Origin of the sequence: Holdemania sp. Marseille-P2844 (assembly GCF_900120005.1) — a bacterium.
GTDB lineage: Bacteria > Bacillota_I > Bacilli_A > Erysipelotrichales > Erysipelotrichaceae > Holdemania.
Window position 1 is genome coordinate 1 of sequence record NZ_LT635449.1, and the last position, 25,775, is coordinate 25,775.

General features: G+C 54.1%; 24 protein-coding genes. 4 read left to right on the forward strand and 20 right to left on the reverse strand.

The features are described from left to right. The coding region (locus BQ7364_RS02715) for a transposase (RefSeq protein ID WP_200798754.1) at window positions 1-200 on the forward strand (200 nt) is incomplete at its 5' end. Between the two features lie 217 nt (window positions 201-417). Here BQ7364_RS02715 and BQ7364_RS02720 read toward each other — a convergent pair. From BQ7364_RS02720 to ltaE, 3 genes are read right to left on the reverse strand one after another with little or no spacing between them, the layout of a single operon-like run. Then, window positions 418-2,403: an alpha/beta hydrolase family protein gene (locus BQ7364_RS02720; RefSeq protein WP_072683298.1), complete on the reverse strand. Its 1,986-nt coding sequence runs from the start codon at window positions 2,401-2,403 to the stop codon at window positions 418-420. A 3-nt stretch (window positions 2,404-2,406) separates the two neighbouring features. Next, a complete protein-coding gene (locus BQ7364_RS02725; protein WP_072683299.1) occupies window positions 2,407-3,654 on the reverse strand; it encodes a M24 family metallopeptidase in 1,248 nt (415 codons plus the stop codon). After that, window positions 3,654-4,709, reverse strand: coding sequence for a low-specificity L-threonine aldolase (gene ltaE, locus BQ7364_RS02730; protein WP_083538409.1), 1,056 nt, complete (start codon window positions 4,707-4,709; stop codon window positions 3,654-3,656). The genes BQ7364_RS02725 and ltaE overlap by 1 nt, the downstream gene beginning before the upstream one ends. A 213-nt stretch (window positions 4,710-4,922) precedes the next feature. On the opposite strand from ltaE, the gene BQ7364_RS02735 reads away from it, so the two are divergent. Beyond that, a complete protein-coding gene (locus BQ7364_RS02735; RefSeq protein ID WP_072683301.1) occupies window positions 4,923-6,011 on the forward strand; it encodes a metallophosphoesterase in 1,089 nt (362 codons plus the stop codon). Window positions 6,012-6,278: 267 nt separating this feature from the next. Here the strand turns inward: BQ7364_RS02735 and gltA are convergent, their stop codons facing one another. The 6 genes from gltA to recG form a co-directional block, all read right to left on the reverse strand. Beyond that, window positions 6,279-7,655, reverse strand: coding sequence for an NADPH-dependent glutamate synthase (gene gltA, locus BQ7364_RS02740; protein WP_072683302.1), 1,377 nt, complete (start codon window positions 7,653-7,655; stop codon window positions 6,279-6,281). A 1-nt stretch (window position 7,656) separates the two neighbouring features. Continuing rightward, a complete protein-coding gene (locus BQ7364_RS02745) occupies window positions 7,657-8,475 on the reverse strand; it encodes a sulfide/dihydroorotate dehydrogenase-like FAD/NAD-binding protein (protein WP_072683303.1) in 819 nt (272 codons plus the stop codon). Between the two features lie 171 nt (window positions 8,476-8,646). Then, entirely contained in the window at window positions 8,647-9,915 is a 1,269-nt protein-coding gene (locus BQ7364_RS02750; protein ID WP_072683304.1) for a galactokinase, read from the reverse strand. After that, window positions 9,912-10,931, reverse strand: coding sequence for an aldose epimerase family protein (locus BQ7364_RS02755; RefSeq protein ID WP_072683305.1), 1,020 nt, complete (start codon window positions 10,929-10,931; stop codon window positions 9,912-9,914). The genes BQ7364_RS02750 and BQ7364_RS02755 overlap by 4 nt, the downstream gene beginning before the upstream one ends. 2 nt (window positions 10,932-10,933) lie before the next feature. Continuing rightward, a complete protein-coding gene (gene rnc / locus BQ7364_RS02760) occupies window positions 10,934-11,614 on the reverse strand; it encodes a ribonuclease III (protein WP_072683306.1) in 681 nt (226 codons plus the stop codon). A 42-nt stretch (window positions 11,615-11,656) separates the two neighbouring features. After that, window positions 11,657-13,675, reverse strand: coding sequence for an ATP-dependent DNA helicase RecG (recG, locus tag BQ7364_RS02765; RefSeq protein WP_072683307.1), 2,019 nt, complete (start codon window positions 13,673-13,675; stop codon window positions 11,657-11,659). Between the two features lie 299 nt (window positions 13,676-13,974). Between recG and BQ7364_RS02770 the strand changes: the two genes are divergently transcribed. Next, window positions 13,975-15,261, forward strand: a complete 1,287-nt coding sequence (locus tag BQ7364_RS02770) for an ISL3 family transposase (RefSeq protein ID WP_072683308.1) — start codon at window positions 13,975-13,977, stop codon at window positions 15,259-15,261. 163 nt (window positions 15,262-15,424) lie between these two features. Here BQ7364_RS02770 and BQ7364_RS02775 read toward each other — a convergent pair whose 3' ends face one another. The 7 genes from BQ7364_RS02775 to BQ7364_RS02805 form a co-directional block, all read right to left on the reverse strand. Next, window positions 15,425-17,053 carry a DAK2 domain-containing protein gene (locus tag BQ7364_RS02775; protein WP_072683309.1) on the reverse strand — a complete coding sequence of 543 codons (1,629 nt, stop codon included), beginning with the start codon at window positions 17,051-17,053 and terminating at the stop codon, window positions 15,425-15,427. Between the two features lie 12 nt (window positions 17,054-17,065). After that, entirely contained in the window at window positions 17,066-17,425 is a 360-nt protein-coding gene (locus tag BQ7364_RS02780) for an Asp23/Gls24 family envelope stress response protein (RefSeq protein WP_072683310.1), read from the reverse strand. Between the two features lie 56 nt (window positions 17,426-17,481). Continuing rightward, the gene (locus BQ7364_RS02785) at window positions 17,482-18,342 is read right to left on the reverse strand and encodes a cell division protein FtsQ/DivIB (RefSeq protein ID WP_072683311.1); all 861 of its coding nucleotides are present in this window, start codon (window positions 18,340-18,342) and stop codon (window positions 17,482-17,484) included. After that, window positions 18,339-19,235, reverse strand: coding sequence for a UDP-N-acetylmuramate dehydrogenase (gene murB / locus BQ7364_RS02790; RefSeq protein ID WP_072683312.1), 897 nt, complete (start codon window positions 19,233-19,235; stop codon window positions 18,339-18,341). The genes BQ7364_RS02785 and murB overlap by 4 nt, the downstream gene beginning before the upstream one ends. 15 nt (window positions 19,236-19,250) lie before the next feature. Next, window positions 19,251-20,324 carry an undecaprenyldiphospho-muramoylpentapeptide beta-N-acetylglucosaminyltransferase gene (gene murG / locus BQ7364_RS02795; protein WP_006060555.1) on the reverse strand — a complete coding sequence of 358 codons (1,074 nt, stop codon included), beginning with the start codon at window positions 20,322-20,324 and terminating at the stop codon, window positions 19,251-19,253. A gap of 83 nt (window positions 20,325-20,407) precedes the next feature. Further along, window positions 20,408-21,487, reverse strand: coding sequence for a putative lipid II flippase FtsW (gene ftsW / locus BQ7364_RS02800; protein ID WP_006060554.1), 1,080 nt, complete (start codon window positions 21,485-21,487; stop codon window positions 20,408-20,410). A 58-nt stretch (window positions 21,488-21,545) separates the two neighbouring features. Next, window positions 21,546-21,773 (reverse strand): hypothetical protein, encoded by a 228-nt coding sequence (locus tag BQ7364_RS02805; RefSeq protein ID WP_006060553.1) that lies wholly within the window; start codon window positions 21,771-21,773, stop codon window positions 21,546-21,548. A 128-nt stretch (window positions 21,774-21,901) separates the two neighbouring features. Between BQ7364_RS02805 and BQ7364_RS02810 the strand changes: the two genes are divergently transcribed. Further along, on the forward strand, window positions 21,902-23,227 hold the full coding sequence (locus BQ7364_RS02810) for a patatin-like phospholipase family protein (protein ID WP_072683313.1): 1,326 nt from the start codon (window positions 21,902-21,904) through the stop codon (window positions 23,225-23,227). Between the two features lie 181 nt (window positions 23,228-23,408). On the opposite strand, the gene BQ7364_RS02815 is transcribed toward BQ7364_RS02810, so the two are convergent. The 4 genes from BQ7364_RS02815 to BQ7364_RS02830 all read right to left on the reverse strand — a co-directional run bounded on the left by BQ7364_RS02815 (window position 23,409) and on the right by BQ7364_RS02830 (window position 25,775). Next, the gene (locus BQ7364_RS02815; protein ID WP_072683314.1) at window positions 23,409-23,927 is read right to left on the reverse strand and encodes a GNAT family N-acetyltransferase; all 519 of its coding nucleotides are present in this window, start codon (window positions 23,925-23,927) and stop codon (window positions 23,409-23,411) included. A gap of 127 nt (window positions 23,928-24,054) precedes the next feature. Next, window positions 24,055-24,564 carry an AAA family ATPase gene (locus BQ7364_RS02820; protein WP_072683315.1) on the reverse strand — a complete coding sequence of 170 codons (510 nt, stop codon included), beginning with the start codon at window positions 24,562-24,564 and terminating at the stop codon, window positions 24,055-24,057. A 15-nt stretch (window positions 24,565-24,579) separates the two neighbouring features. Further along, window positions 24,580-25,119 (reverse strand): histidine phosphatase family protein, encoded by a 540-nt coding sequence (locus BQ7364_RS02825; RefSeq protein ID WP_072683316.1) that lies wholly within the window; start codon window positions 25,117-25,119, stop codon window positions 24,580-24,582. Further along, window positions 25,116-25,775: an HAD family hydrolase gene (locus BQ7364_RS02830; protein ID WP_072683317.1), complete on the reverse strand. Its 660-nt coding sequence runs from the start codon at window positions 25,773-25,775 to the stop codon at window positions 25,116-25,118. The genes BQ7364_RS02825 and BQ7364_RS02830 overlap by 4 nt, the downstream gene beginning before the upstream one ends.

Sequence of the window (25,775 nt, forward strand, 5' to 3'; positions counted from 1 at the left end):
CCATTCAGTCCTTAGTGGAACGGAAAGAGGCAGTGATCAACGCCTTGACTTACTCATTTTCTAATGGCATGATTGAAGGTACGAATAATCTGATTAAGGTCATCAAGCGTCTGGCTTTCGGTTATCGTTCTTTCATTCAATTTAAGACCCGCATTTTACTTATTTCTAACACCTTAGTTCCCTGCCGTTTTCTCAATTAAAAATGAGTCCCATTTCTGGAACTCATCTGCGTCTTTCTTGTTTCGGTTTTTCTCTCACCAACACTATTTTTGAAAGAGCCTTTTTAGTTTCAAAACCCTGTTTCATTCATTTCTAAATCCGCGGCATAAAGATCGTCAATCTCGCCTCGGACTGATGCGGGAACGCGGAATACAAGAACGATACCGCGCTAAGCGGTATCGTCATGAATTCTCTGGTTTATTTTAAATGCGACTGCATCCAGTCGGTGATCTCGTTCAATCTTCTCATCCGGTGTAGCGGTTTGCCGGACCGGCTCAGTTCATGATTTTCACCCTTGAAATACACGAGCTTGGACTCGACGCCCAGATCGACCAGAGCGGTATACATCTGCAAGCCTTCCGCCATCGGACAGCGGTAATCTTCATCAGAATGGATAAACAGCGTCGGCGTCGTGCAGGCACGCGCATACTTAACTGGGGAATGCCACCACAGCTTTTCCGTATCGTCGTAGATATTGCCGCCCTGCTGGTCTGGTCCGAAGGTCATGCCGATATCGGAAACGCCGTAGAACGAAATCCAGTTGGCGATGCTGCGCTGGGAGGCCGCGGCCGCAAAGCGCGAGGTATGGCCGATGATCCAGTTGGTCATGAATCCGCCGTAGCTGCCGCCGGTTACGCCGACACGCTGCGCGTCGATCGCCGGATACTGCTTGAGCACCGCATCCGTGAAATCCATGATGTTGTTGTAATCGCAGGTGCCGTATTTGCCGCGCAGATCCGCGAATTCATTATCGCGGCCGTCGGAGCCGATCGGGTTGCAGAAGAAGACAAAATAGCCTTCGTTCGCCCAGACCTGCATCTCATGATAGAAGACCTCGCCATACACTGTCTTCGGTCCGCCATGGATATCCAGGATTGCCGGATAGCGCTTCGTTTCATCATAATCCTTCGGCAGCAGCACCCAGCCGTTGATCGTCGTGCCTTCCGACTCGACGCTTAACCGCTGCGGAACCGCGACATATTTATTCGTTAACACCGCTTCGTTGAAATCGGAAATCTGGGTGGTCGTCTTAGTCTCCGGATCATACTCATAGATTTCCTGCAGCTTCTGCCCCAGCATGCCCGCAAACAGAATCTTACCGTCGGCCAGCGCGAAATGATCGACAGAGCCTGTCAGCTCGATCACCGGCTGAATGCAGCCGCAGGCGCCCATCTTATACAAATGCGAGCTGTCCTCGCGCGTCGTCAAGAAATACAGCGCTTTTTCATCCGCCGCAAAACCGCAGCCGCCGCCATAACGGCAGTCGGAGCCGACCGAGGAGCCCATACTGTACTCGTACGGCGCCCACAGCGTCACCTCATGGCTCACCGGATCAAGCTTATAAAGATACGGATTTTCGTTATTGCCATGGCGGGTTGTCGTCGCAGCCGCCAGCACGATGGCCTCACCGAAAAACGCGGCTTCGTGAATCGAATATTCTTTTTTATCATAAACACATTCCGTCGTCCTGGTTTTGACGTCATACAGATAGACGGAAGCCTTGCGCTGCGGACGGCTTGTGTATTCCTCGCCGGTATACAGCACCTTGCCCTCCTTCACGTCGACGTCGCCGGTCATAAACAGCGGCGCGGTGATCGGCGTGCAGGTCTTCGCCTTCGCATCGACGACATACAACGTATTCCGCAGCTTGTTCGTGAATCCGCCGCCGTTGGACCAGAACGGAATTTCATCGAAAACTTCATAATCAACGTTGTCTTTCTTCGCCTTCAAAACCTGTTCGCGCTGTTCTTCGCTCATCGCCGCAAAATCGCCGATTCCGGCATCCGTGCGGGCTTTGATCAGATACAGATCCACGTCCAGCTTCCAGATCCCGATCGCCTTTAACGGTACCGTAAAGGCCTTGACCGCTTCCCCACCCGTTAACGAAATCCGGTAATACGCGGTATACGGCTCGCCGGCTTCCGCCTTCTTCTTGTCCTGGCTGTCACGGCTGGCCGCAAACAGGATTGTCGTCTCATCATCAAAGATAAAGCTGCTTTCCTTATCCATCGCCGTCAGCTGCGCAAATCCCTGATCCTTGCGGACCCAGATGTTGCTTGTGTAGCCGTTGTTCTTCGGATCCGCCTGCCAGACCGTCACAGCCGCCGCCGTTTTTTCCGGCGATACAGTCAGATTGGATAAAAAGCGGTAGTTGTAAAATTCATCACGTTGAAGTTTGTCCATTGTTTATTCCCCCTTGTTCATGAACGTTTCTATTTCTTCCGTCGTATGCGGCAGCTTTTCGCTTAAGTTGACCGCCCCGGTTTCGCTGACGAGCACATCGTCCTCGATCCGAATGCCAATCCCCTCCGCTTCCAGGTACAGTCCCGGCTCCACGGTGATCACCATCCCCGCTGCCAGCGGCAGATTCGCGATGTTGACGTCGTGAGTATCCAGACCCAGATGGTGCGACACACTGTGGAAGTAGTAATCCCGCACGGTCATGCCGTGATCTAACAGACCGATCGCGGCGAGCTGTTCGCTGTAAAAATCAACCAGCACCTGGTTCAGCTGACGCAGCGTGCGTCCCGGCCGGATGGCGGCGATCACCCGCCGCTGACCTTCCAGCACGATATCATAAATCTGTTTCTGGCGCTCTGTGAAACGGCCGTTGGCCGGATAGGTGCGCGTGATATCGGCACAGTAATGACCAACCGCACCGCCCAGATCGCACAGCACCAGACTGCCGTCTTCGATCACTTCGTCATTGCGGCTGTAATGCAGCGTCGTCGCATTGGCGCCCGAAGCGCAGATCGTCGGGAACGCATGCTCGCGCACCCCCTGCTTCATCAAAGCGAAGTCGAAGACCCCTTCCAGCTCGGTTTCATTGATGCCCGGCGCGCAATGCCGCATCATCACCTTGACGGCGGTGATCGTCGCTTCCTGCGCCTGCCGCATCAGATTCAGTTCATCCTCGTCCTTGATCATCCGCAGCTGGGCCAGGGACGCGTGGACGTTGATCAGATCGACGCTGGGATAATGCTGCCGCACATGACTGGCAAACCGATAGGCCGGATCATCCGGCTCCTCCCAGCTCTCCTTCGCCAGATCCAGCCCGACGCTCATACGGCGGTTGCCGCGGTTCAGCTTCATCTGACGATGGATGAAATCAAGCATTTCCGCATTCGGATACACTGCGTCGACATCGGCCTGCTGCTGTGCTTCCTCCGGTTTCATCCGGCCGCCGACCCAGCGGGCCTGTTCCGGATCAAACGGCTCGATAAACAGCACTGACTGCACGGAATCACCGTTTTTAATCAGCGCCAGCGTCATCGACTCCCGATCTAAACCGGTCAGATAGTAAAAATTACGGTTGACCGAGAACGGATAGGCCTCGTCCAGCGAACGGACCGGCGCTTTGCCGGAGAAGAATAATGCCAGGGAACCCTGCGGCATTGCCTCCATGACGCGGGTTCGGCGTGTTTTATAGTCCATTACAGTTCCTTTCTGCAGCGGTCGATCGCTGCGGCAATCCGCGGCAGATCCGCGGTCTCAATTCCCCAGTGCGTGACCAGCCGGTAAACGCCGTGATCCGCACCGTTGATTAAAATCCCCTGTTCCTTTAATGCATCGACAAACCGCTCCGGCGCGGCCAGACCGTTCAGCGTCAGAAAGACCATATTGATATCCAGCTGATCCTTCGCCACCGCAACGCCGTCCAGCTCCGCCAGCATCGCCGCCAATGTTTTCGCATTGGCGTGATCCTCGCCCAGCCGCAGGCTCATCTGATTCATCGCGATCAATCCGGCCGCGGCCAGAAATCCTGCCTGACGCAAGCCGCCGCCGATCCGCTTGCGGTTGCGCCGCGCGCGGGCAATGAATTCCTTCGTTCCGCATAACATTGAACCGACCGGCGCGCATAGTCCTTTGGACAGGCAGAACGTCACGGAATCCGCACAGGCCGCCAGCTCTGCCGCATCAACGCCCAGCGCCGTCGCCGCGTTAAACAATCGTGCGCCGTCCAGATGGACGTTGAGTCCGGCTTCCTTCGCTGCGGCATAATCCTGCCGCATGAGTTCCAACGGCACCACTGTGCCGTTGGACAACGCGTTTTCCAGACAGAGCAGCGTTGTCGGCGGTTCGTGAATGTCATCCGGCCGGATCGCCTGACGGATATCGTCCGGATAAATCCGGTCGTCCGGGTTGTCGATCGTCCGCCCCATACATTGACAGATCTGAGCGAGATGGCCGACTTCATGGGTGATGATGTGGCTCCGCGCTCCGAGGATCACTTCATCCCCGCGCTGAGTCTGCGACTGAACGCCTAACAGATTCCCCATCGTTCCGCTGGAAACAAACAACGCCGCTTCCTTGCCTAAACGCTCGGCAGCCTGACGCTCCAGCTCGTTGACCGTCGGATCGTCGCCATACACATCGTCGCCGACAAGGGCGGAAGCGATTGCTTCCCGCATCTGAGGCGTCGGCTGCGTAACCGTGTCGCTGCGCAAATCGAGTATTTTCATGATTTCAACTCCAATTCTGATTTTCATTATAGAAAAAAACGCAGGTCTTTTAAAGTCTTTTCCCCGGATTCCTGAACTTCTTGATGATCTTTTTTCAATTTCTTCCTGAAACAATTTTCATTGAACTGATTCTTCCAGGTTAGTCCTGGTCTTCTTTGAAGCCGGTTTTCAAAATTCTTTATTTTTTCTGACGCTGATTTTTCGTTTTCTCTGGTATCCTAATGAATAGGAAGTGAGACTATGGTGCTTAAATTGATATTAATTCTGGTCTTGGCCGGAATTCTGGCGGGTCTGGCCGCCCAGCAGCGCCTGCTTGAGCGCAGTCATGTTTCGTTCAGCATTCGCAAAAAAATCCAGATTTTTGACGGAGTCGCGGTACTGATATTCATCGTCCGGTTCATGCCCTTACCGCTGGGCTCTACGCAATTCGTTCAGGCTCTGGCCTTGGGCGCGTTGGTTTTCCTGGCGATTTCCACACTGCTTCTGCTGCTTTTTCAGCTGCGGCACACCGGTACGCGGACCTGGCTGCTCAGCTGGCTGAGTCTCAGCGTCCTGCTGAGCGGCGGAATCAGCGTCACAGGATGGCGGCAGGCGCATACGCTTGCCGTTCACGATACCCAGCTCACGCTGAGCTCCCGGTTTCCACATGACGAACTGCAGTTCACCGTGATCTCGGATTTGCATTTGGGAACCTCCGTCAACACGAAGGAAATCAACGCCTTAATCCGCATCCTGGAACAAACGCCGGAGCAGCCGGTGATCATCGCCGGCGATCTGTTCGACGAATACACGACGCCGCAACAGCTGCAGCAATTCCTCGATGCCGTCAATCATTCCCAACTGGAAACGGTCTATCTGGCGGCGGGCAATCATGAATACCACCAACGCCGCTATGAAGCGTATTCCCAACAAATCCAGGCCAGCCGGATCGTCCTGCTTCGCGATCAAACCATCGCGATTGACGAGCATCTTCAGCTGTTGTTCCGTCAGGACCGCTCGCAGCCGCGTCTGGCGTTAAACGATTTGATCGGCAATCTGAACGCCGACTGGATCGTCGTCGATCATCAGCCTAAACTGAAAGAGAAAAACCCGGCGGTGCTTTTACAGGTGTCCGGCCATACCCACGCGGGACAGGTTGCGCCGTTCTCCCTGATTGTTGGACTGGCTTATCCGTGCGTCGCCGGCCACTGCGATACCCAGCCGCAAGCGCTGGTCACCAGTGGAATGGGCGTCTGGGGATTACCGTTTCGTTTCGGCACTGTGAGTGAAATTCTGCGGGTCACGCTGCATTTTCAGGCACAGTCAGGAATTCCTGCCGATAATGCCTGAAGACCTGCATCCTATTTCTTAGTCAGATGTCCTTTTTCTTAGTCTAGATGTCCTTGAATTTAATCATTCCTGCTCAGATTCCTCGGGGCAGTTTTTTTATGTTTCGCAAGGTTACTTTCCCCTCATTCGCAGAAATCATCGTTAAAGCTATACTCAAAATCAAAAAGTACGTTCGACAGGAAAGCCTTGCATTTCCGCCTTGCTTGTTTTAAAAAATGAGAAAAGCTGCGCTTCTCTCAACCTGCGCAGCTCTTCAAGATTTTACAATTATGCTTTGTTCGGCGTCAACGCCTTGATAATCGAGGCGGCCGCTTTCTTCCCCGCGCCTAACGCCAGGATGACCGTCGCCGCGCCGCTGACTGCGTCGCCGCCGGCGTAGACGTTCTTCATCGTCGTTTCCTGTTCTTCGTTGACGACCAGACACCCGCGGGCATTGGTCTGTAAGCGAGGTTCACTGCGGACAAGCAGCGGATTGCTGGAAGTGCCTAAAGCCATGATCACGCAGTCGCAGACCAAATCGATCATTTCTCCAGTCGGCACCGGCGAACGCCGGCCGCGCTCATCCGGCTCGCCCAGCTCCATCTTCTCCAGCTTCACGCCTTTGACGAAGCCTTTCTCATCCTTGTAGATTTCAACCGGATTGTGCAGCGTCATAAACGTGATGTCCTCGTCCATCGCATGTTCGACTTCTTCCTTGCGCGCCGGCATTTCCGCCAGCGACCGGCGGTAGACGATTGTAACTTTCTTCCCCAGCCGGCGGGCGCAGCGTGCGGCATCCATCGCGACGTTGCCGCCGCCCACGACGATCGTGTGATTGCTTTGATAATACGGCGTCAGATGATCCTCGCGATAGGCCTTCATCAGATTGACGCGGGTCAGCACTTCGTTAGCGCTGAAGACCCCGGCCGCAGTTTCTCCCGGAATGCCCATGAACTTCGGTAAACCGGCGCCGCTGCCGATAAAGACCGCCTGGAAGCCTTCGTCTTCCAACTCCTGCATCGTCAAGGTCTTGCCGATAATGACGTTGGTTTCAATCGCAACGCCCAGGTGTTTCAGTTGATCGAGCTGTTCGTCGACGATTCGCTTCGGCAGACGAAATTCCGGAATACCGTAGCGCAAGACGCCGCCCGCCTCATGCAAAGCTTCATAGATCGTCACCGCAAACCCTTCCTTCGCCAAATCCGCCGCACAGGCCAGCCCGGCCGGACCGGAGCCGACAATCGCAACCTTCATTCCGTTGGGCTGCGGCTTTTCCGGGTAAACTGGCGTGTGATGGTCGGCGACATAGCGTTCCAGCCGGCCGATCGCCACGGCTTCCCCGCGGATTCCGCGGACACAGTTCTTTTCACACTGGTTTTCCTGCGGACAGACGCGCCCGCAGATTGTCGGGAAACTGTTGGTCCTGGTAATGATGCCGTAAGCCTCGTCGATCTTGCCCTGCTTCAGCGCCTGGATAAAATCCGGAATCATGACGGAAACCGGGCAGCCCGCTGTGCATGGATGATTGACGCAGTGCAGACAACGATCTGCCTCGTTGATCATCTGTTCCTCAGTATAACCTAACGCAACTTCCTCAAAGTTTGTAATCCGCACCAGGCCCTCCTGCAAAGGCATCGGCGTTTTTTCATTCTGCATATTCGGCATGTTATTTCGCCTCCTCAAGATGACAGCGATGATCTTCCATATACGTGCGGTTACGCTGCATTAGCTCGTCGAAATCAACCTGATGGCCGTCGAAATCCGGGCCGTCGACACAGGCGAACTTCACCTTGCCGCCAACGGTGACGCGGCATCCGCCGCACATGCCGGTGCCGTCGATCATGATCGGATTCAGGCTGACCAGCGTCTTGATGCCGGCCGCTTCCGTCACCTTGCAAACCATCTTCATCATGATGATCGGTCCGATGGCGATGACTAAATCATATTTCTTTCCCTGTTCCAGCTTTTCTTTCAGCGCATCGGTGACAAAGCCCTGCTTGCCGGTGCTGCCATCGTCGCTGATCAGCGTAAACTCGTCCGCGATCGCCGTCATTTCCTCTTTCAAAATAACCAGCGATTCATTTTTAAAGCCGGCGATCAAATCGACATGCGCGCCCCGCTGGTGGCAGGCCTTCGCACTTGGATACGCGATCGCGCAGCCGACGCCGCCGCCGATCACGCAGATATTCTGTGCTTCGCCAAAATCAGTAGCCTGACCTAATGGCCCGACGACATCGCGAATCGAATCACCGGTCTTTAAGGCGCAAAGCCGCTTCGTCGATTCGCCCGCGGCTTGTACGATCACGGTGATCGTGCCCTCCTGCGGATCGGAATCCGCAATCGTTAACGGGATCCTTTCTGCTTTTTCATCTTGATGAAGAATCACAAACTGTCCTGGCTGAACCTTCTTCGCGATCCGCTCTGCTTTTAACTTCAGCAACGTGATCTGCGGGTTCAGGACACGAGCTTCTAAAATTTCAACCATGTTCTCTCATCCTTTCTGCAATCCCTTTCATAAATTAAGTATATAGCGAACACCTTGTGAATTCAACAAGTTAAATTAATTTCATTATTCACAATCTCCATTAACAGGAAAGTGTCTGAATTCTGATGCTTTCTGCTTGACAAAACAAAAAAAAGAACCTTTACGGTTCTTTTAAATCAGCCGGACTCCGCCTTCCGGACGTATGGATAAAACATGACAGCTGCCTGAGCCGAAGCAGTCGTCCATGACCTTCTGATACGAGTCAAGCAACGCCAGCGGCACAAACGCCTGAATCGTTCCTGCCAGACCGCCGCCGTGGACGCGCCATGCGCCATGGCCCTTCAGCACGTTTTCCGACAAGGCCAGCGCCAGCGCCAGCGACTGATGCCGGATATCGCTCGGACTGGTTACGTTCTGTAAATACATGAAGCTGGAATGCCCCGATTCGATCACCAGTTCAAAGAAACGCTTCAGATCGTGATCCTTCAGCGCCTGCACCTGCAGCGGCACCCGCGCGTCTTCCTCAAAGAAATGAATCGCCCGCAGAATTGCACGATCGTTCTGAACCTTCTCCCGCACCTCGCGCAGCCGGCGGTAGAACTCAGCCGGCTCCACCTGACGCAGCACCTCGGCGCCGAAATACGCGGCAACCTGACGCATTTCTGAAGGCATCAGACCGTATTCATCCGACAGATCGGCGTGATCCTGGCGCGTATCGACCAGACACAACGCGATCTGACTGTGATTGAAATCAAAATCAACCTGTTCCACAAGCACATTCTGCGGATCCTTGAAATCAATCGTCACAAAATTGCCGACGGAACAAGCCATCTGGTCGAGCAGCCCGCTCGGCTTGCCAAAATACACGTTTTCTGCATACTGACCGATCTTGGCGATTTCCTGCGCGGAAACCTGTCCGTCATTATACAAATGCGATAAAATCGTGCCGACCAGCACTTCAAAAGCAGCGGAGGAAGAAATTCCCGAGCCTTTCAGCACCGTGCTGTTGGAAACGGCCTGAAATCCGCCGATCTTGTAGCCGCGCTGGACAAATCCGGCCAGCACGCCGCGGATCAGTGCTTCCGAGGTGTTTTTTTCTTCCGGATGGACAAACAGATCCGCTAACGACACTGGTTTGATCTCAAAGCCTTCCGAGTAAAAGACGACCTCGCCTTCCCGCCTGCCGGCCGCCGCTGCCGCATCCATATTGACGCTGGCTGCCAAAACGCGGCCATGTTGGTGGTCGGTATGGTTGCCGCCGACCTCGGTTCGTCCCGGAGCCGAAAACAAAGCGCAGTCCGTATTTCCAAACGCTCTTTCGTAATCGTCGATCAACTGGCCGTAGCGTGCGATCTGACGCTCAGCCTGTCCCTCTCCATACAGACTGGTGAACCGCGGCCGCTGTTCATTTAACGCCGCTTTAAGCTCTGTCTTGTTCATGCCTGATCCTCCTGATCAAATTCAAATGCCGTGCAATGCTCCATCGTTTCACCCGGGTTCAGAATGCAGGAAATCTTCGATGGATCATTGACGCTGTTGGGATAATACTGCGTTTCAAAACAAACTGCGCAATGCGGCGTATACCGCACCCCGCCGCGGCCAACCTCGCTGTTTAAGAAGTTGGCGGTGTAGACATGCATGTCCGGCATATCGCTCAGCACCCGCATCGTCAGTCCGCCTTTGATCAGGCTGGCGACCGGTCGGAAGCCAACGCCGTTGAGCACATAATTATGATCCAGGCCGCCGGCGATTTCCAGCTGGCTGTGATGTTGGTTTAAGACCTCGGTCAGTTTTTTCGGCTGGCGCAGATCGAAGGCCGTGCCTTCGACCTCCAGCGTTTCCGGACGCGTGCAGCCATTGGGATCAAGCAAACCGATTTCATCGGCGTCCACCTGAATCCAATGTTCGTCTAACGACGGAATCTGTCCGTTCAGCGAGAAATAGGCGTGATTGGTCAGCGATACCGGCGTCGCGGCGGTCGTGCGGGTGCGGGTCGTAATCGACAGCCGGTTGCCTGCCAGAGCATAGGTCACCGTGACCGTCAGCTCACCGGGAAAGCCTTCGTCGCCCGCCGGCGATACCAGCTCCAGCGTGACCGTCTGGGAAGTATGTTCCCGCACCGTCCACAGCTTCGCGTCAAACCCTTCCTGACCACCGTGCAGCGTATTGCCTTTATCGTTGCGGTAAAGCGTGTAAGCCTGTCCATCGAGCGTGAACTGCCCGTCCTTAATGCGGTTAGCGACGCGCCCGATCATCGCGCCCATGTATTTGACGGATTGCTGATAGCCGCCGACCTGATCGAAGCCCAGCACTGCGTCCAACTGTGCGTCCTTGACCCACAGTGAAACCAGCGTGGCGCCGTAATCGCTGACGCGCACCCGCAGCTTATCGTTTTCAATTTCTAACCACTGCGCAGACCGGCCGTCCTGCAGCGTTCCGAAGTTTCCTTTGTTCATCTTCACAGCACCATCTTTTCAAACGCGTTCTGAGCGGCTTTTTGTTCCGCCTTTTTCTTGGAGTTGCCCTTGCCTGTGCCCAGAATAATCCCGTCCAGTTTAACCTGCACTTCAAACTCCGGTTTATTGGAAGGCCCCGTCGTATTGATGACTTCATAGGTCACGGTTTTGCGGGAATCCGATTGGACATATTCCTGCAGCTTCGTCTTATAATCGACGATGATCGGTTCCTCCGGATGGCTTAAATGCGGCACGATTACCTCGGTCAGGATATTGTCGATCGGTCCCATACCGCCATCCTCATACAGTGCGCCCAGCATCGCTTCAAACATATCGGCGATGATCGAATCGCGCTCGCGGCCGCCGGTTTTTTCCTCGCCCACGCCCAGCTTCAAGAAGGAATTCAGCTGCAGCTGCCGGGCATAGATCGCCAACGCCTCCTCGCACACCAGCTGCGCGCGGAAGGTCGTCATATGCCCTTCGTCCAGCGGCGGATCCAGGCGGAACAATTTATCCGAAACCCACAGCTGCAGCACCGCGTCGCCCATGAATTCCAGGCGCTCGTTATCATGTTTCAGCTGCTTATGTTCATTGACATACGAGGAATGCACAAAAGCCTGCTCGATCAACCGGCTGTCTTTGCAATGAATTCCTCGTGCTTCAAGCCATTCGCATATTTTCATTTTTTTCTTCCTTTCTGATTCTCTTATTTTATTATATCGTGATTAATCCATATAAGAAATAGCGGATTCATTTTCTTTCCGGATTTTAGTTAACAACGGCTGAAACTCCGTGTTGTCCGGATCGTTCAGGATCCGCGCCGCGTCCTGACGGGCAGTCTGGATGATTCTGGTATCGGCGATAAGATCGCCTAAAATCAATCCCGGCACCCCGCTTTGACGGGTACCCAGCAGCTCGCCTGGTCCGCGTTGTTCCAGATCCTTCATCGCGATCTCGAAACCATCTGTCGTCTGTTCCATGATTTTCAAACGGGCCAGACTTTCCGGATCCTTGCTTGCGGTCAGTAAAAAACAATAGCCCTGCCGGCGTCCGCGGCCAACCCGGCCGCGCAGCTGATGGAGCTGCGACAGACCGAAGCGGTGCGCGTCGTAAATCACCATGCAGCAGGCGTTAACGACGTTGACGCCGACCTCGATGACCGTCGTCGACACTAAGATCTGCGTCTTATTGGCCTCAAAATCATGCATCGCCTGTTCCTTTTCCTCGCTGCTCATGCGCCCATGCATCAGGCCCAGCTTGGCCTTGCCTGAAAAGGCTTCGCTTAAGCTTTCAAAAATATCAAGCACGTTGCGGCCGTCGAAGTTTTCATTTTCCTCGATCGCGCTGCAGACGATGTAAATCTGACCGCCCTGCTCCAGCTGGTCCAACAGCTGCGGCATGATCGTGCGCAGGCTGTTTTCCTCCACTAACCGAGTCTGAATCGGTTTGCGGCCCGGCGGCATCGTCATGATCGTCGAGATATCCATGTCGCCGTAGAGCGTCGCGGCCAGCGTCCGCGGGATCGGCGTCGCGCTCATCAACAGAAAGTCGACCTTCTCGCCCTTTTCCTTTAACGCGCGGCGTTGTTCCACACCGAAGCGATGCTGCTCGTCAGCGACGACCAGCCCCAATTTGGCAAACTCCACTTCCTTTTGAAAGAGCGCGTGCGTGCCGGCGACCAGATTCAGCGTTCCGTCCTTCATCGCCTGCAGCACTTCTTTTTTCTTTGCCGAAGGCAGCGACGAACAAAGCACGTCGATCTTGATCGGCAGACCGGCGAAAAGCTTCTTTAAGGAAACGGCATGCTGACGGGCAAGGATTTCCGTTGGGGCCATGATCGCGCCCTGATGGCCGCTGAGCACGCAGGCATACAAAGCCAGCGAAGCGACCAGAGTTTTGCCGCAGCCGACGTCGCCCTGGATTAACCGATACATGATTTTATCGCTGCCCATGTCGGCCAGAATATCCCGCACCGCTTTGAACTGATCCGGGGTCATCGCGAAGGAGAGGTGATTCGCCAGCGCGTACACCTGTTCAGCATCGAATTGCTTGGCTTTCTTCGTCACGGTTTCGGTCTGTTGCCGGTGGATCATCTCCAGTACAAGATGAAATTTCAGAAACTCCTCGTATTTCAGCGTCCGCGTGGCCTGGTAGACCTCGTCCATGGAGCGTGGGAAATGCAGGCAGCGCAGCGCCGTCTTTTTCGGCAGCAGGCGGTATTGTGCCTGAAGCGAAGGCGGTACGAGCTCTTCAATATGCGATTGAGCGGTGATGAAGGTTTTTTTGATAATTTCCTGCATCATCTTCTGCGTCATGCCTTCCTTTAAAGGATAGACCGGCGTGACGCCCAGCTGTTCCTGCAGCGGCTGCGAGTTATACGTCGAAGCTGTGATCTTGTTTCCGCCCTGGTAATAGCCGATCACCGTCACGCGCTGGCCCACCGTCAGATTACTGGCCCAGGGGCGGTTGAATATCGTGATCTCAAAGCAATCGTCGTCATTTTCCAGCTGGAACTTCGTCATCGTCTTGCCGCCGCGAATCCGCATCGTCCGCGCCGGCCGCACAATCTGCCCTTCCAGAATAACCTCGCTTTTCACCTGCCATTGATCATAAGGAATCACCTCACGGCTTTGATAGCGCAGCGGCACGCACATCAGAATCGCGTCGCTGTCGGTCAGTCCCATTTTTTCCAACAGCTCGGTCCGCTTCGGGGTCATTTTCAACTGTTTTAACGTCAGCGCCATCGGTTCTTCCTCCTTTCAAACAAGAATAGCTTTATTATACCTTATTTTTCAAGTCAGCGCCAAGCGAACTTGAAAATCTCCGGCAGAGATCTCTGCTTTTGCGTTTGATTTATGCCCATGGCAGAATCCGGATCTTCATTCGCAGACAAAACAAAAACGGAATGCAGAGATTTTCGGTTCTATAAATTTTGGTGTTGGTGGAAACCAAAGCCTTTTTTTCTTGAGCATAAAAAAAGAGACATAGGTAAGAATTTCCGTTACAATAAAATCACCACAAATTACAGAAAGGAAATCTCACTATGTCCATTACTCATTCTATCGTATCTGTTCTCAATTTAAAAGACCCTCATCTTCATTTCTCTGAGGATTGTGTCTCTTCTCAGTCGATTCGTGGTGTTGACTCCCTTGTCTTTTCCGGCTCGCTTTCTTATGACCCTCCCTCTTCCTGTCCTCTCTGCGGGTCCTCCAACCCCGGCTCGGCTATCATCAAACATGGTACGAAATCCTCCCTCATCACCCTGCCTTCCGTTTCCCGCCGCCCCGCTTATCTCCGCCTCAAAAAACAACGCTTCCTTTGTAAACATTGCGGCCATACTTTTACGGCTTCGACTTCCATCGTTCTCCCTCATTGTTTCATTTCCAATAACACTCGTCTCTCCATTGCCCTCGACGCCAAGATGAAGACTTCTGAAAAAGATATCGCTTTCCGTCACTCTGTTTCTCATGCTACGGTGAATTCCCTTCTTCAACAGCTCTATCAGGATTTTAAAGTCCAGCGGAATTTTCTTCCCCCTCATCTCTGTTTTGACGAGTTTCGCTCTGTCAAAGGGGTTGATGCTTCAATGTCTTTTCTCTTTCTTAACGCGGAATCCGGTCAGATCCTCAATATCCTTCCTGATCGCAGAATGCCCGCTCTCATCCGCTATTTCATGAGCTATTCCAGGAAAGCCCGCGAAGCCGTTAAAACCGTTTGTATGGATATGTATTCCCCTTACTTCTCTGTCGTTCACCACTGTTTCCCTCACGCCAAGATCATTCTTGACCGCTTCCACATCGTTCAGCTGCTCAGCCGCGCTCTCAATAAGACCCGCGTCAATTTCATGAATCAGAGTAAGCCTCATTACAATAAGCTCAAACGCTATTGGAAACTCCTTCTTAAATTTGAAGATGACCTGAATGATCAGGACTTCAAAAAATGGGTTTGCTTTCCATCTCTGATGCGCGAAATTGACCTTGTCCACTTCTTAGTTGAACTGGATCCCGAGCTCAAGGCGACTTATGAGCTCTATCAGAGTCTCCTTACCGCGCTCAACCGGAAAGATCCTGACGCCTTCCTCCAAGCTTGTCTGAATCCTGATCCTTTGATCTCCAAGCCCATGAATACCGCCATTCAGTCCTTAGTGGAACGGAAAGAGGCAGTGATCAACGCCTTGACTTACTCATTTTCCAATGGCATGATTGAAGGTACGAATAATCTGATTAAGGTCATCAAGCGTCTGGCTTTCGGTTATCGTTCTTTCATTCAATTTAAGACCCGCATTTTACTTATTTCTAACACCTTAGTTCCCTGCCATTTTCTCAATTAAAAATGAGCCCCATTTCTGGAACTCATCTGCGTCTTTCTTGTTTCGGTTTTTCTCTCACCAACACTATTTTTGAAAGAGCCAGATTTTCCGCATTCCGTCGATTTTCTGTTTCTGTCAAGTTCAAACTTCAGACTTGCAATATTTACAACGTTGTCCCTTTGACTTATTCGACACCAAAGATAAACGAGTAGACAGGCTGACCTCCGGCCTGGATATCCGTTTCCACGCCGAACTGATCTTCGATGTACCGGGCGATCTGGGACGTTTCTTCCTCGCTGGCGTCTTCACCCGCAAGCACCGTCACGATCTCCGAATCCCCGTCGATCAGGCTGTCCAGTAACCGCAGGCACGCATCCATTTTATTCGGCGTTGAAATCACGATCGACTTCTCGGCGATGCCCATGTAATCCCCGGCTACGATCTCCATGCCGTCGAAGGTTGTATCCTTGATCGCATAGGTGATCTGCCCCGTTTTGACATGCTGCAGCGCGGCTGTCATTTCCGCTTCGTTTTCTTCCGCGGAGACTTCCGGATTGAACATGATGCAGGCGGATAAGCCCTGTGGGATCGATTTTGTCTGCAGAACCCGGATATCCTGGTCTTCCATCACTGCCGCGGCCTGCTGCGCCGCCAGGATGATGTTGGAGTTATTCGGCAGGATGAAGATATGCTTCGCCTTGACCTTCTTGATCGCCGCGACAAAATCCTCAGTCGACGGATTCATCGTCTGCCCGCCGGAAATCACGACGTCGACGCGGTATTCCTCAAACAGCTTCTTCAAGCCGTCCCCGGCCGCAACCGCAATCAGAGCGTAATCTTTTTCTTCCACCGGGGCTTCCGCTTTTTCCGGCAGCGATTCGTTCATGATCGTGTTGTGCTGTTCCTGCATGTTTTCAATTTTCAGTTTGACGAATTCGCCATAGCGCTGCGCATAGTTCAGCGCGTCGCCCGGGGTCAGGGTATGCACGTGCACCTTGACCAGATCGTCATCCTGAACGACGACGATCGATTCGCCCAAGCGAGCCAGCGCCTTCTTCATCTTCTCTTCGGTGAATGTGACCTGTCCCTGCTCGCTTAAACGCAGAATAAATTCCGTGCAGTAGCCGAATTCTTCATTTTCCAGCTCCATCGCCGCTTTAGCGGTGGTGCTTTCCTTTTCTTCCATGACGAACGGATGACCATCCATCGCCGCTTTAAAGCCTTCTAAAATAACGACCAATCCGGTTCCGCCGCTGTCGACGACGCCGACTTCCTTTAATACCGGAAGCAGTTCCGGCGTATTGGCCAGTGAAATCCGCGATTCGTCGAGAATGCAGTTAAACACATCGTCGATCGTCGCTTCCGGATGTTCCTTCATGTATTGCTCGCCGGCCGCGCTGGCTTCGCGGACAACCGTTAAAATTGTCCCTTCCACCGGGCGCATAACCGCCTTGTAGGCAACCTTGCTGCCATTGACGAACGCCGCCGCCAAATCCGCCGGAGTCAGCTCGCTCTTGCCTTCAATCGACTGGTAAAAACCTCTGAAAATCTGCGACAGAATGACGCCGGAATTTCCCCGTGCTCCCATCAACAGCCCCTTCGACAAGGTCTTCGCCAACAAGCTGAGATCCTCAGTGCACGCCTGCATCGCTTCCTTCACGCCCGAGGTGAACGTCATCGACATGTTCGTGCCGGTGTCGCCGTCCGGGACTGGGAAAACATTCAGCGCGTCAATCGCGTCGTGGCGGTTGCTCAAATGAGCCGCTCCGCTGAGCAGCATCTCTTTAAAATCCGTTCCGTTAATTCTATTCATGATACCCTCCGATTAACCAATAACCCGGACACCCTGCACATAGACATTGACGGCCGCAAAATCCTGCTCCAGAGTTTTCTCAAGGACATACTTCACTTTCTTCTGTACTTCACTGACGACTTCGGACACTTTAACGCCGAAACCGATGACGATATATAGATCCAGTTCCATTCCCCTGTCGGTCTTTCTGACGACAACCCCGCGGGAATAGTTTTCTTTTTTCAATAATTCAGCCCAGCCATCCTTCACTAACTTCTGGGAAGCCATCCCGACGACGCCGTAGCATTCGCTGACGACACCTCCGGCCAACGTTGCGATCGCTTCCTGCGAGATGTTGATATTTCCGTAGCTGGTTACCCGTTCTATGGACATGAACGATTCCTCCTTCGCTTTATTTATTATATCAAACTATTTGTACTTTTCAAATTTTACTCGGTTTCTGCGCCGTTTGTGTCAGAATTTTCATCTGATTCTCCCTCTGCGGGCGCGTTGGGATCCGCTTCGCCCGGACACAGCTGGGTGTAGGCGGACTTGGACATTTCATCGACGTAGATGCACGAGTTCGGCTTGTTGAGATTGGAAACGATGCTGTTGTACTCGCTGAGCACGTCCATCGAATAGTAGCTGGAAAAAAACTGGTTGCCGTCATGCATGATCAGCCGGATCATGTTGGGATCGTAGGAAACCTCATATTGCTGGATCTCCGAAATCAACGAAATCATCGCTGCGGGCACATGGCGGAACGCCATCGCCAGATCGGCGCTCTGTTCCTCGCTTTGAAAGCCGACGATCAGCGGAATTCTTGCAATCAGGCCGGTCATCCGTTCATCCATCTTGACGACGGTTCCGTCCTTGAATAAAATTTCCGGTTCTTCGATGTAGCGGTAGCCGACCGGCTCCCGTTCTTCAATTTCAATCACGATCTGGTTGCCGCGCTCATGCCGCACTGAAGCCGAGACGATCAGCGGGTACTGCTGCAGGGCATTTTTCACCTGCGGTGCAAATACCGTCAGCCAGCGCGACTGAGCTGTGATTCCCGCCAGTTCCAGCACATCGGCACGGCTTAGACTGACGTTGCCTTTAACGCTGACGGTTTTGATTAACGAAGCGTCGCTTGAATAATACGCCAGTCCCATCACGATCAGCGCGCAGACTAACGACGCCTTGAACAGCCGGCGTTTCTGATGGCGGAAGTTTTTTTGTTCGGCCTGACGCCGCCGTTGTTCGATCAACAGATCTACCGAGTTTTTGTTTTCGTCCGGTTTGACCGGCGATGGTTTGCGGATCACCAGTTAAACTTCTCCACTTCCAGAATCAGTTCCTCACCATAATGACGGCGCACCTGTTCCTGAATTTCCTCGACCAGTTCAATAAAATCCCGGGCCTTTCCCTGTTGATCGTTGACGATGAAATTGACGTGCTTCTCGCTGACGGAAACCCCGCCGACACGGCGGCCGCGGTAGCCCAGCTCGTCGATCATCTGCCAAGCCTGGCGATCCTTGGGATTGCGGAACACGCTGCCGGCGCTCGGCTTATCCAACGGCTGCGATTCCATCCGCCGCTGACGCCGGCGGTCCATCAGATCGCGGATCTCCGTCTGATCCTGTTTTGTCAAATGAAACCGGACGGCCAGAATCACCCAGTCGGGATGACTTTGGAAAATCGAAGTCCGATAGCCAAAGCCGCACTCAGCCGGACTTAACCATTCGCAGCGTCCTTGCCGCAGCACGAACACCTCGCTGACGACCTCAGCCATGCAGCTCTTGTACGCGCCGGCATTCATAAATGTCGCGCCCCCGACCGTGCCGGGAATGCCGCTGGCAAATTCCAGTCCGGACAGCGAATGCTTCATCGCTTCATACGACAAAGCGATAATCGAACAGCCGGCCTCCGCCACTACCGTCTGGCCGTCGAAATAAAAGTCGCCGTGATAGCGGTCAAGCTTGAGTATCACGCCTTCGTAATCGTTGTCGGAGCATAACAGATTGCTCCCCTTGCCGAAGATTTTATACGGAATCCCCTGCTTGGCTAACAGCCGCAGCACCTGCGTCAGCGCCAGCATTGTCTTGGGATAGACGACCGCGCGGGCATTGCCGCCGATGCGCAGTGTCGTCAGCGTCGACATCGGAACATTTTCCGTCACATCGCCATAGCACCGCAGTCTTTCCAAGCTGTTTCTCATTGTTAAAATCACCTTTTATCCTTGTTGGATCCAGTTGTATATCTGTTCGCTGGCATCCGGATGTCCCAGCCGCTTCGCAGCCGTCCGCATGCTTTCCAAACGGATCGGATCAAAAACAACACTCTCTATTTTTGCGGTTATTTCCCCTTCTGTCAAGTCTTTTTCTTCGATCATGAGCGCCGCCCCCGCGCTCTGCAGCGCTTTCGCGTTGAGCACCTGATGGTTGTTGGGAACGTAAGGGCTGGGAATGATGATCGCCGGCAGCCCTAAAACCGTGATCTCCGCGGCCGTTGTCGCTCCCCCGCGCACCACCGCCAGATCGGCGTTGACCATGACCTTGACCCCGTCGATATACGGGACTACCTTGATATTGGCACATTCCAGATGCTGCGCGCGGACTTCCTCATAAGCCGCCCGGCCGGTAACATACAATACCTGATAAGATTGGCCGGCCATCTGCTTCAGCGCCTTGACCATGACGGCATTGACGCTTTCCGAGCCCAGCGAGCCCATCACAACAACGACTAACGGCCTGGCCGGATCCAGACCCAGCTGCCGCACCACGTTGGGATCGCGCTGCGCCCGGGCCGCCACACTGGCCCGCGGATTGCCGAGGATCCGGGTTTTCTGCGGCGGAAACTGGTCTAAGTTTTCAGGATAGCAGCCGACGATCTGATCGGCATATTTCGCCAGAAAGCGGTTCGCTTTGCCGGCATAGGAATTTTGTTCGTGAAGCATCGTCGGCACATGCGCGAAGTGCGCGGCCAGAATCACCGGCGCGCTGATATAGTTGCCAAAGCCGATCGCGTAATCCGGACGGAACTGCCGCACAATCTTCCGGCAGGCGAAATACGCCTGAGCCAGCTGCATGACGGCCTGAACCTTCGCCAGGGCGGAACCGTTCAGCCCTTTGGCCTTAATCGCTTCAAACGCATAGCCGGCCTTGGGAATCTCCGTCGACTCCATCCGTTCCGCCGTGCCGACAAACAGGATTTCCGTTTGCGGATCTTTTTCCTTCATGGCGTCGGCCAGCGCCAGCGCCGGATAGATATGACCGCCGGTGCCGCCGGTCGCAATTAATACGCGCATTGCGTTTCACTCCTTTTTCATTTGCTTTTTTGCCTGCCTTATTATAGCATACATCGTCCGCCGCGCCCACCCGCATCTTGCCTTTAGGCCTTGGCGATACTCATTAAGATGCCCAGCGAGGCCATGATCATCACTAACGAGCTGCCGCCGTAGGACATCAAGGGCAGCGTAATCCCGGTGACCGGAAACAAACCGACGACGACGCCGAGATTGATCATGACCTGAATCGCGAACAAACTGACGATGCCGACCGCGACATAGCACAGAAACGGATCGTGAGCGTTCTTGGCGATCCGGACACCCTCCAGGATGATCAGCAGATAAATAATAATGATCAGCGAAGCGCCGATCCAGCCCAACTCCTCCGCTGTGATCGCGAAGATGAAATCGGTCTGCGGTTCCGGCAGATAAAAGTGCTTCTGCATCGACCGGTTCAGTCCGGCTCCCAGCAAGCCGCCCGGGGCGATCGCAAACAGCGACTGGATAATCTGGAAGCCGCTGCCTAACGGATCCTGCCACGGATCAAGAAAGGAAACGATCCGCGCCATCCGGTACGGGGCTGCCAGAATCAAGCCGGTCAAGCCTGCCGCGCCCAGCAGTCCCAGACGGATAAAATACTTAAACGGCGCGTCCGCCGCCAGCACGATCACAACGATGCTGCAGACCATGACCAATCCGCTGCCGAAATCCGGCTGCAGAAGAATCAATCCGAAACCCAGCATGGTTAAAAACAGCGGCACTAACAAATCCCGGCGCAGACTTTTAATCCGGTCTTTGGAAGCCAGATAATCCGACACCGAGAGAATCAGCGCCAGCTTGAAAAACTCCGAGGGCTGGATCAAAAAGCTGCCGACGCCGAACCAGCTGCGCGAGCCGTTGCGCTGCACGCCCAGTCCCGGAATCAGCACCAGCGCCAGCGCGATATAACAGCCGATCAGAATCGGCTTCTGTTTTTCCCGCAGCTTTTGAATATTCAGCCGGCTGGTCAAATTCATCGCGACTAAGCCCAGCCCGGCAAACAGCGCCTGACGCTGGACAAAATACCAGGGGTTGTGATATTTGAACTCCGCCCAGTACACCGAGCTGGAGGCGATCATGATCAACCCGGCGGCCACCAGCGTCAGCACTTCGATCAAAAGCAGCCTGTTTTTTCGATGGAACATAAAAAAGTCTCACCTCCCATACAGCGTATGCGCAGAGAAAGTGAAACTTGATGTCAAATCAGGAAGCGGGCGTCAGCCGGCGGGAAATCCGGTTGCCGAAAATCCAGGTCAGCTGCGGATTGGGAAACAGGAGGAACAGACCCAGGACGACCCATTCGACCCCAATCCAGCCTGAGGGCAGGCACAGTTCCAGCACCGGCGGCACGATCTGGCATTCCGCCCAGAACAGGCCGATATAAATCGCCATGCAGCTGACAAAATAAATCGCATGATGAATCAGCTTCATCGTCCTTCACCTCTTTCTTTTCATTTTCCGTTTTCGTTTCCGCCAAAAACGTTTTCAGCGTATCGAAACCTGCGCCGTTATTATATAATACATAAAGATAGAAAACAATCGAACGGGAGGAACAGATCATGAAAACGGCATGGGTATTGTGCGGCGGCGGTTCGCGGGGCGCCTATGAAATCGGAGTGTGGCAGGCGTTAAGCGCGGCCGGCCTGGCCCCGGACATCGTGACGGGAACTTCGATCGGCGCGTTAAACGGCGCGTTGATCGTCCAGCAGGATTATGCGGCGGCGCTGGATCTGTGGGCGAATCTCAGGATTGAAGACGTGATGCAGGATGGTTTTGATTTAGAGCTCAGCGCGATCATGGAAAACAAACAGAAAATCGCCCCTTTCCTAAAAAAATACATCAACACCAAAGGGGCGGACAACACGCCGTTAAAAGAAATGATCGCCCGGCTGGTCGACGAAGAGAAGCTGCGCCGCTCGCCGATTGATTTCGGACTGGTCACCGTGCGTTATCCTTCGCTTCAGGCGGTGGAGCTGACGAAAGCGCAGATTCCCGAAGGCCGGATCAAGGATTATCTGATCGCGACTGCTTCGTGTTTTCCGGCCTTTCCGGTTTACGAGTTCGACGGGCAGCAGTATATCGACGGCGGATATCAGGACAACCTGCCGATCGCACTGGCGCTGAGGATGGGTGCGGACCGGGTGATCGCCGTGAATCTGCATTATCAAAGTCCGATCCATCCGACGCTGGAAAAGCTGCCGCAGGTCGCCGTGATTTCCCCTTCCCGCGAGCTGGGTTCGTTCCTTTCGTTTGATCCGGAGCTTTTAAAGCGCAACCGCGAGCTGGGGCTGCTGGACGCGAAGAAATTTCTCGGTCAGCTGATCGGAGAGCGTTTCGTCTTTTCTCCGCTGAACGCTTCGCTGCGTGCTCTGGCAGAGCGGATGCTGCGCGAGCTGACCTTATTCCAATGTCAGCTGGACGATTCCGATCATCCGTTCATCGACACGCTGTGGCCGCAGAACGTGCTGCTGGACAGAGTGCTGAAAATCAAGGGCGACACCGCAGAAACGGTGTTGGTGCGGATGATGGAAAACGGCGCGGAATTCATGAAAAAAGATCCCCAGGTCATTCTCGATCCGCAGGCTTTCCTGATCGAGCTGGCCGGCTATTTCAACGCCGGATCGCCAGCCTTGGAAACCGAACGCTCGCTGTATCAGAGCCTGCTGCAGCAGACCACGAAACAATCGTTATTGACGCTGATCGGCAAAGCGGACCGGATTACGCTGTGCCGCAGTTTGTGCGATCAGATGCTTCATCAACAGACCGCACTGCTTCAGCAGCTGCACTGGCTTGCCCCGATGATGCCGCAGGAAGTGCTCATCAGCTGGTTCGCGGCGTTTCTCGTGCGGGAATTCAGACTCGATCCTATCTGCCAAGAGGCCTGACATCCAACATAGCTCTGGCCGGCGTTAAATCTTAACCGTTCGGAAAGCGAATTGCTTATTCTTACAGAACGGAAACTTTCCGTTTCATCGCGATATCACAATCTATTGAAAAAGTCTGACAGCCGGAATGATTCCGGATTCTGCCAGACTTCTTTTTTATCTTACCAAGCTTGTTTTTTCGTCAGCCGTTGCGCTCCGGCAGCGGGATCCGGGTATAAAATTCCACCTCGTCCTCATGATCGATCCGCGCCTGATTTTTAAGCTGAACCCGCAGCGAAGCCGGATTGTCTTTATGGCAGGACAGATAGACCTCCTCCTCCCGGATCAGCTTCGCGGCTTCCTTGACCGCCAGCGCCAAGCCGCGCGTCGCATAGCCTTTTCCCCGATAAGCAGGATGGATACCATATCCGACATGACCCGCACCCTGCGCCAAGGCCTCGGTGAGGTAATGCCGGATCCGGAACAAACCGACCATCTGATCGTCATCCCACAGAAAGAACCAGGTTTCCGGCACGTAATTTTCCTTCAGCATTTTTCCTTCGGCGTGTGCCAGAATCCGCGGCAGCTCCTGCGTTAAAAACTGATCTTTCGGACAGCCGCGGTAAGGATTCATAAAGCCGTTTTCGTCCGGAGCGAAGGCTTGCAGAAAGGCGTACGCTTGTTCGCCGTCCGCCGCCGTGAAGCGTTTTAATTGAAGCATTTTGATCACCTCGTCAAAACGTGCCGCCGTTTCTGACGGCCCGCATTTTCACTTTCTTTTTTGTTCATCGTTATTCTTCTCTTTTGCACTCGTAATCCGGGTATTCTATTTGCGCTTCGCTCTCTTTTCACGATTTGGAAACGCGCTCAACCTGTCCCAGCCAGTCCTCTGCCTGACGGTGCGAGCGCAACCGGATGATGGTCAGATCAGGAAATTCACGCTGCAGCGCGCTCAGATCCTCGCGTTTGAATTTTAAGATGTACCCCACAAACTCCCAATCCAGCTTCTCCGCGCAGCCCGGCGTCATATCAGGCCGGGATTGGCCGCGGTAGCGCCGCAGCCGTTTAAAATAGCCCAGCAAACTGCGCCATTTGGGCAGATCGTAAACGACCAGGGTATCCGCGAAGCCTAACCTTAACGGCAGCGTGCGGGCAAAGTTCCCGTCCATGATCCAGCGGCTTTGCTTGAGTGCTTCCGCCAACAGCTCGTCAAATTCCGCAGCTGTGCGCTGAACCCAGTTTTCCTTCCAGAACAGCTGATCCAGATGCACTGCCGGAATGCCTGTTTGCGACGCGAGGCGCGCTGCCAGCGTACTCTTGCCGCTGCCGGGACAACCGATAATACAAATCCGTTCCATTGTTTCCCCCCTGTCCTAATCCCGGCATGCCGGCGACCACTCCGCCTCAAAGATCCCGCCGTTGGAGATTGTTTTTTCCGCGCCAAAGGCTTGCATCAACAACCCGTGACAGACGACGATCAGGCAGTCATAGCCGGCATACCGCGCTAACGCCCGTTCCGCGCGCGTGCGCATCTGTTCCCACGTCTCCCAGGCCTGTTTTCTTTCCGGACCGGCGACGCCGTTCATCGCGTCAAATTCCGCCCGGGCCCGCTCAACCGTTTCCACGTCGGTATGCGAATACGTGAGATCCGGCAGCCACTCGTGCAGCCCCACTTCTACACGCAGTTCCAGATCCAGCCGGTGCGAGAGGACCGCCGCCGTCTGCAATGCCCGCGTAAACGGCGAAGCGACGATCAGCTGGCCTTGCTTCAGCCGCGGATCCCGCGCCGTCTGTTCCGCCTGCGAACGTCCCAGCGCGTCCAACGGCGCCAGGTCGTTGCCAAAGCCCGGATAACCCAGCGCTTTCGGTTCGGTATAATCCGGATGACCGTGCCTGACAAAAAAGATTTTCATAAGGTTTGCCCGCCGATCAAAAATCCTTTATCCGTGATGACAATCTGTTCCAGCTGATCGACCCGCATGTCCGCCTTCGACAAGTCCTGACCAAAGTACGGATCATCCAGTCCGATCACCGTCATGCCTGCCCGTTTCCCCGCCGTCACGCCGTTCAACGAATCCTCGATCACGACACATTCCGCCGGTATGCAGCCCAGCTGCTTCGCGCATTGCAGAAAGATCGCCGGATCCGGCTTGCTGACGGGCAGATCGCAGCCGCTGACGACTAAATCAAACTGTCCCTCAAGTTTACAATCGCATAAAACCGTCTGGATATTGTCCATCGGCGAGCTTGAAGCCAGCGCGGTCAAAATCCCGCAGCGGCGGCATTGATCGATCAGCGTCTGGACGTAGGGACGGTAAATTTTTTCATAATTGACGCGCACGTCCTTGCAGAACGCGCGGTATTTGTGGAACGTGGCGGCGATATCCAGCTCCGGATTCCAGCGGGCGATCATGCCCCAGTTCACATCGTCCGTGCAGCCCAGGCACTGGCGCAGCGCGATTCGGTCCGTCTTAATGCCGTTGTCCGCAAACCATTGCTGATCTGCCTGCTCATACACTTTTTCACTGTCGATAATGACGCCGTCCATATCGAAGATTAATGCTTTCAT

Bases quoted from the DNA above. Each gene is read 5' to 3' on its own strand.
- BQ7364_RS02720 (WP_072683298.1), bottom strand. From the start codon at position 2,403: ATGGACAAACTTCAACGTGATGAATTTTACAACTACCGCTTTTTATCC.
- BQ7364_RS02725 (WP_072683299.1), bottom strand. From the start codon at position 3,654: ATGGACTATAAAACACGCCGAACCCGCGTCATGGAGGCAATGCCGCAG.
- ltaE (WP_083538409.1), bottom strand. From the start codon at position 4,709: ATGAAAATCAGAATTGGAGTTGAAATCATGAAAATACTCGATTTGCGC.
- BQ7364_RS02735 (WP_072683301.1), top strand. From the start codon at position 4,923: ATGGTGCTTAAATTGATATTAATTCTGGTCTTGGCCGGAATTCTGGCG.
- gltA (WP_072683302.1), bottom strand. From the start codon at position 7,655: ATGCCGAATATGCAGAATGAAAAAACGCCGATGCCTTTGCAGGAGGGC.
- BQ7364_RS02745 (WP_072683303.1), bottom strand. From the start codon at position 8,475: ATGGTTGAAATTTTAGAAGCTCGTGTCCTGAACCCGCAGATCACGTTG.
- BQ7364_RS02750 (WP_072683304.1), bottom strand. From the start codon at position 9,915: ATGAACAAGACAGAGCTTAAAGCGGCGTTAAATGAACAGCGGCCGCGG.
- BQ7364_RS02755 (WP_072683305.1), bottom strand. From the start codon at position 10,931: ATGAACAAAGGAAACTTCGGAACGCTGCAGGACGGCCGGTCTGCGCAG.
- rnc (WP_072683306.1), bottom strand. From the start codon at position 11,614: ATGAAAATATGCGAATGGCTTGAAGCACGAGGAATTCATTGCAAAGAC.
- recG (WP_072683307.1), bottom strand. From the start codon at position 13,675: ATGGCGCTGACGTTAAAACAGTTGAAAATGACCCCGAAGCGGACCGAG.
- BQ7364_RS02770 (WP_072683308.1), top strand. From the start codon at position 13,975: ATGTCCATTACTCATTCTATCGTATCTGTTCTCAATTTAAAAGACCCT.
- BQ7364_RS02775 (WP_072683309.1), bottom strand. From the start codon at position 17,053: ATGAATAGAATTAACGGAACGGATTTTAAAGAGATGCTGCTCAGCGGA.
- BQ7364_RS02780 (WP_072683310.1), bottom strand. From the start codon at position 17,425: ATGTCCATAGAACGGGTAACCAGCTACGGAAATATCAACATCTCGCAG.
- murB (WP_072683312.1), bottom strand. From the start codon at position 19,235: ATGAGAAACAGCTTGGAAAGACTGCGGTGCTATGGCGATGTGACGGAA.
- murG (WP_006060555.1), bottom strand. From the start codon at position 20,324: ATGCGCGTATTAATTGCGACCGGCGGCACCGGCGGTCATATCTATCCG.
- ftsW (WP_006060554.1), bottom strand. From the start codon at position 21,487: ATGTTCCATCGAAAAAACAGGCTGCTTTTGATCGAAGTGCTGACGCTG.
- BQ7364_RS02805 (WP_006060553.1), bottom strand. From the start codon at position 21,773: ATGAAGCTGATTCATCATGCGATTTATTTTGTCAGCTGCATGGCGATT.
- BQ7364_RS02810 (WP_072683313.1), top strand. From the start codon at position 21,902: ATGAAAACGGCATGGGTATTGTGCGGCGGCGGTTCGCGGGGCGCCTAT.
- BQ7364_RS02815 (WP_072683314.1), bottom strand. From the start codon at position 23,927: ATGCTTCAATTAAAACGCTTCACGGCGGCGGACGGCGAACAAGCGTAC.
- BQ7364_RS02820 (WP_072683315.1), bottom strand. From the start codon at position 24,564: ATGGAACGGATTTGTATTATCGGTTGTCCCGGCAGCGGCAAGAGTACG.
- BQ7364_RS02825 (WP_072683316.1), bottom strand. From the start codon at position 25,119: ATGAAAATCTTTTTTGTCAGGCACGGTCATCCGGATTATACCGAACCG.
- BQ7364_RS02830 (WP_072683317.1), bottom strand. From the start codon at position 25,775: ATGAAAGCATTAATCTTCGATATGGACGGCGTCATTATCGACAGTGAA.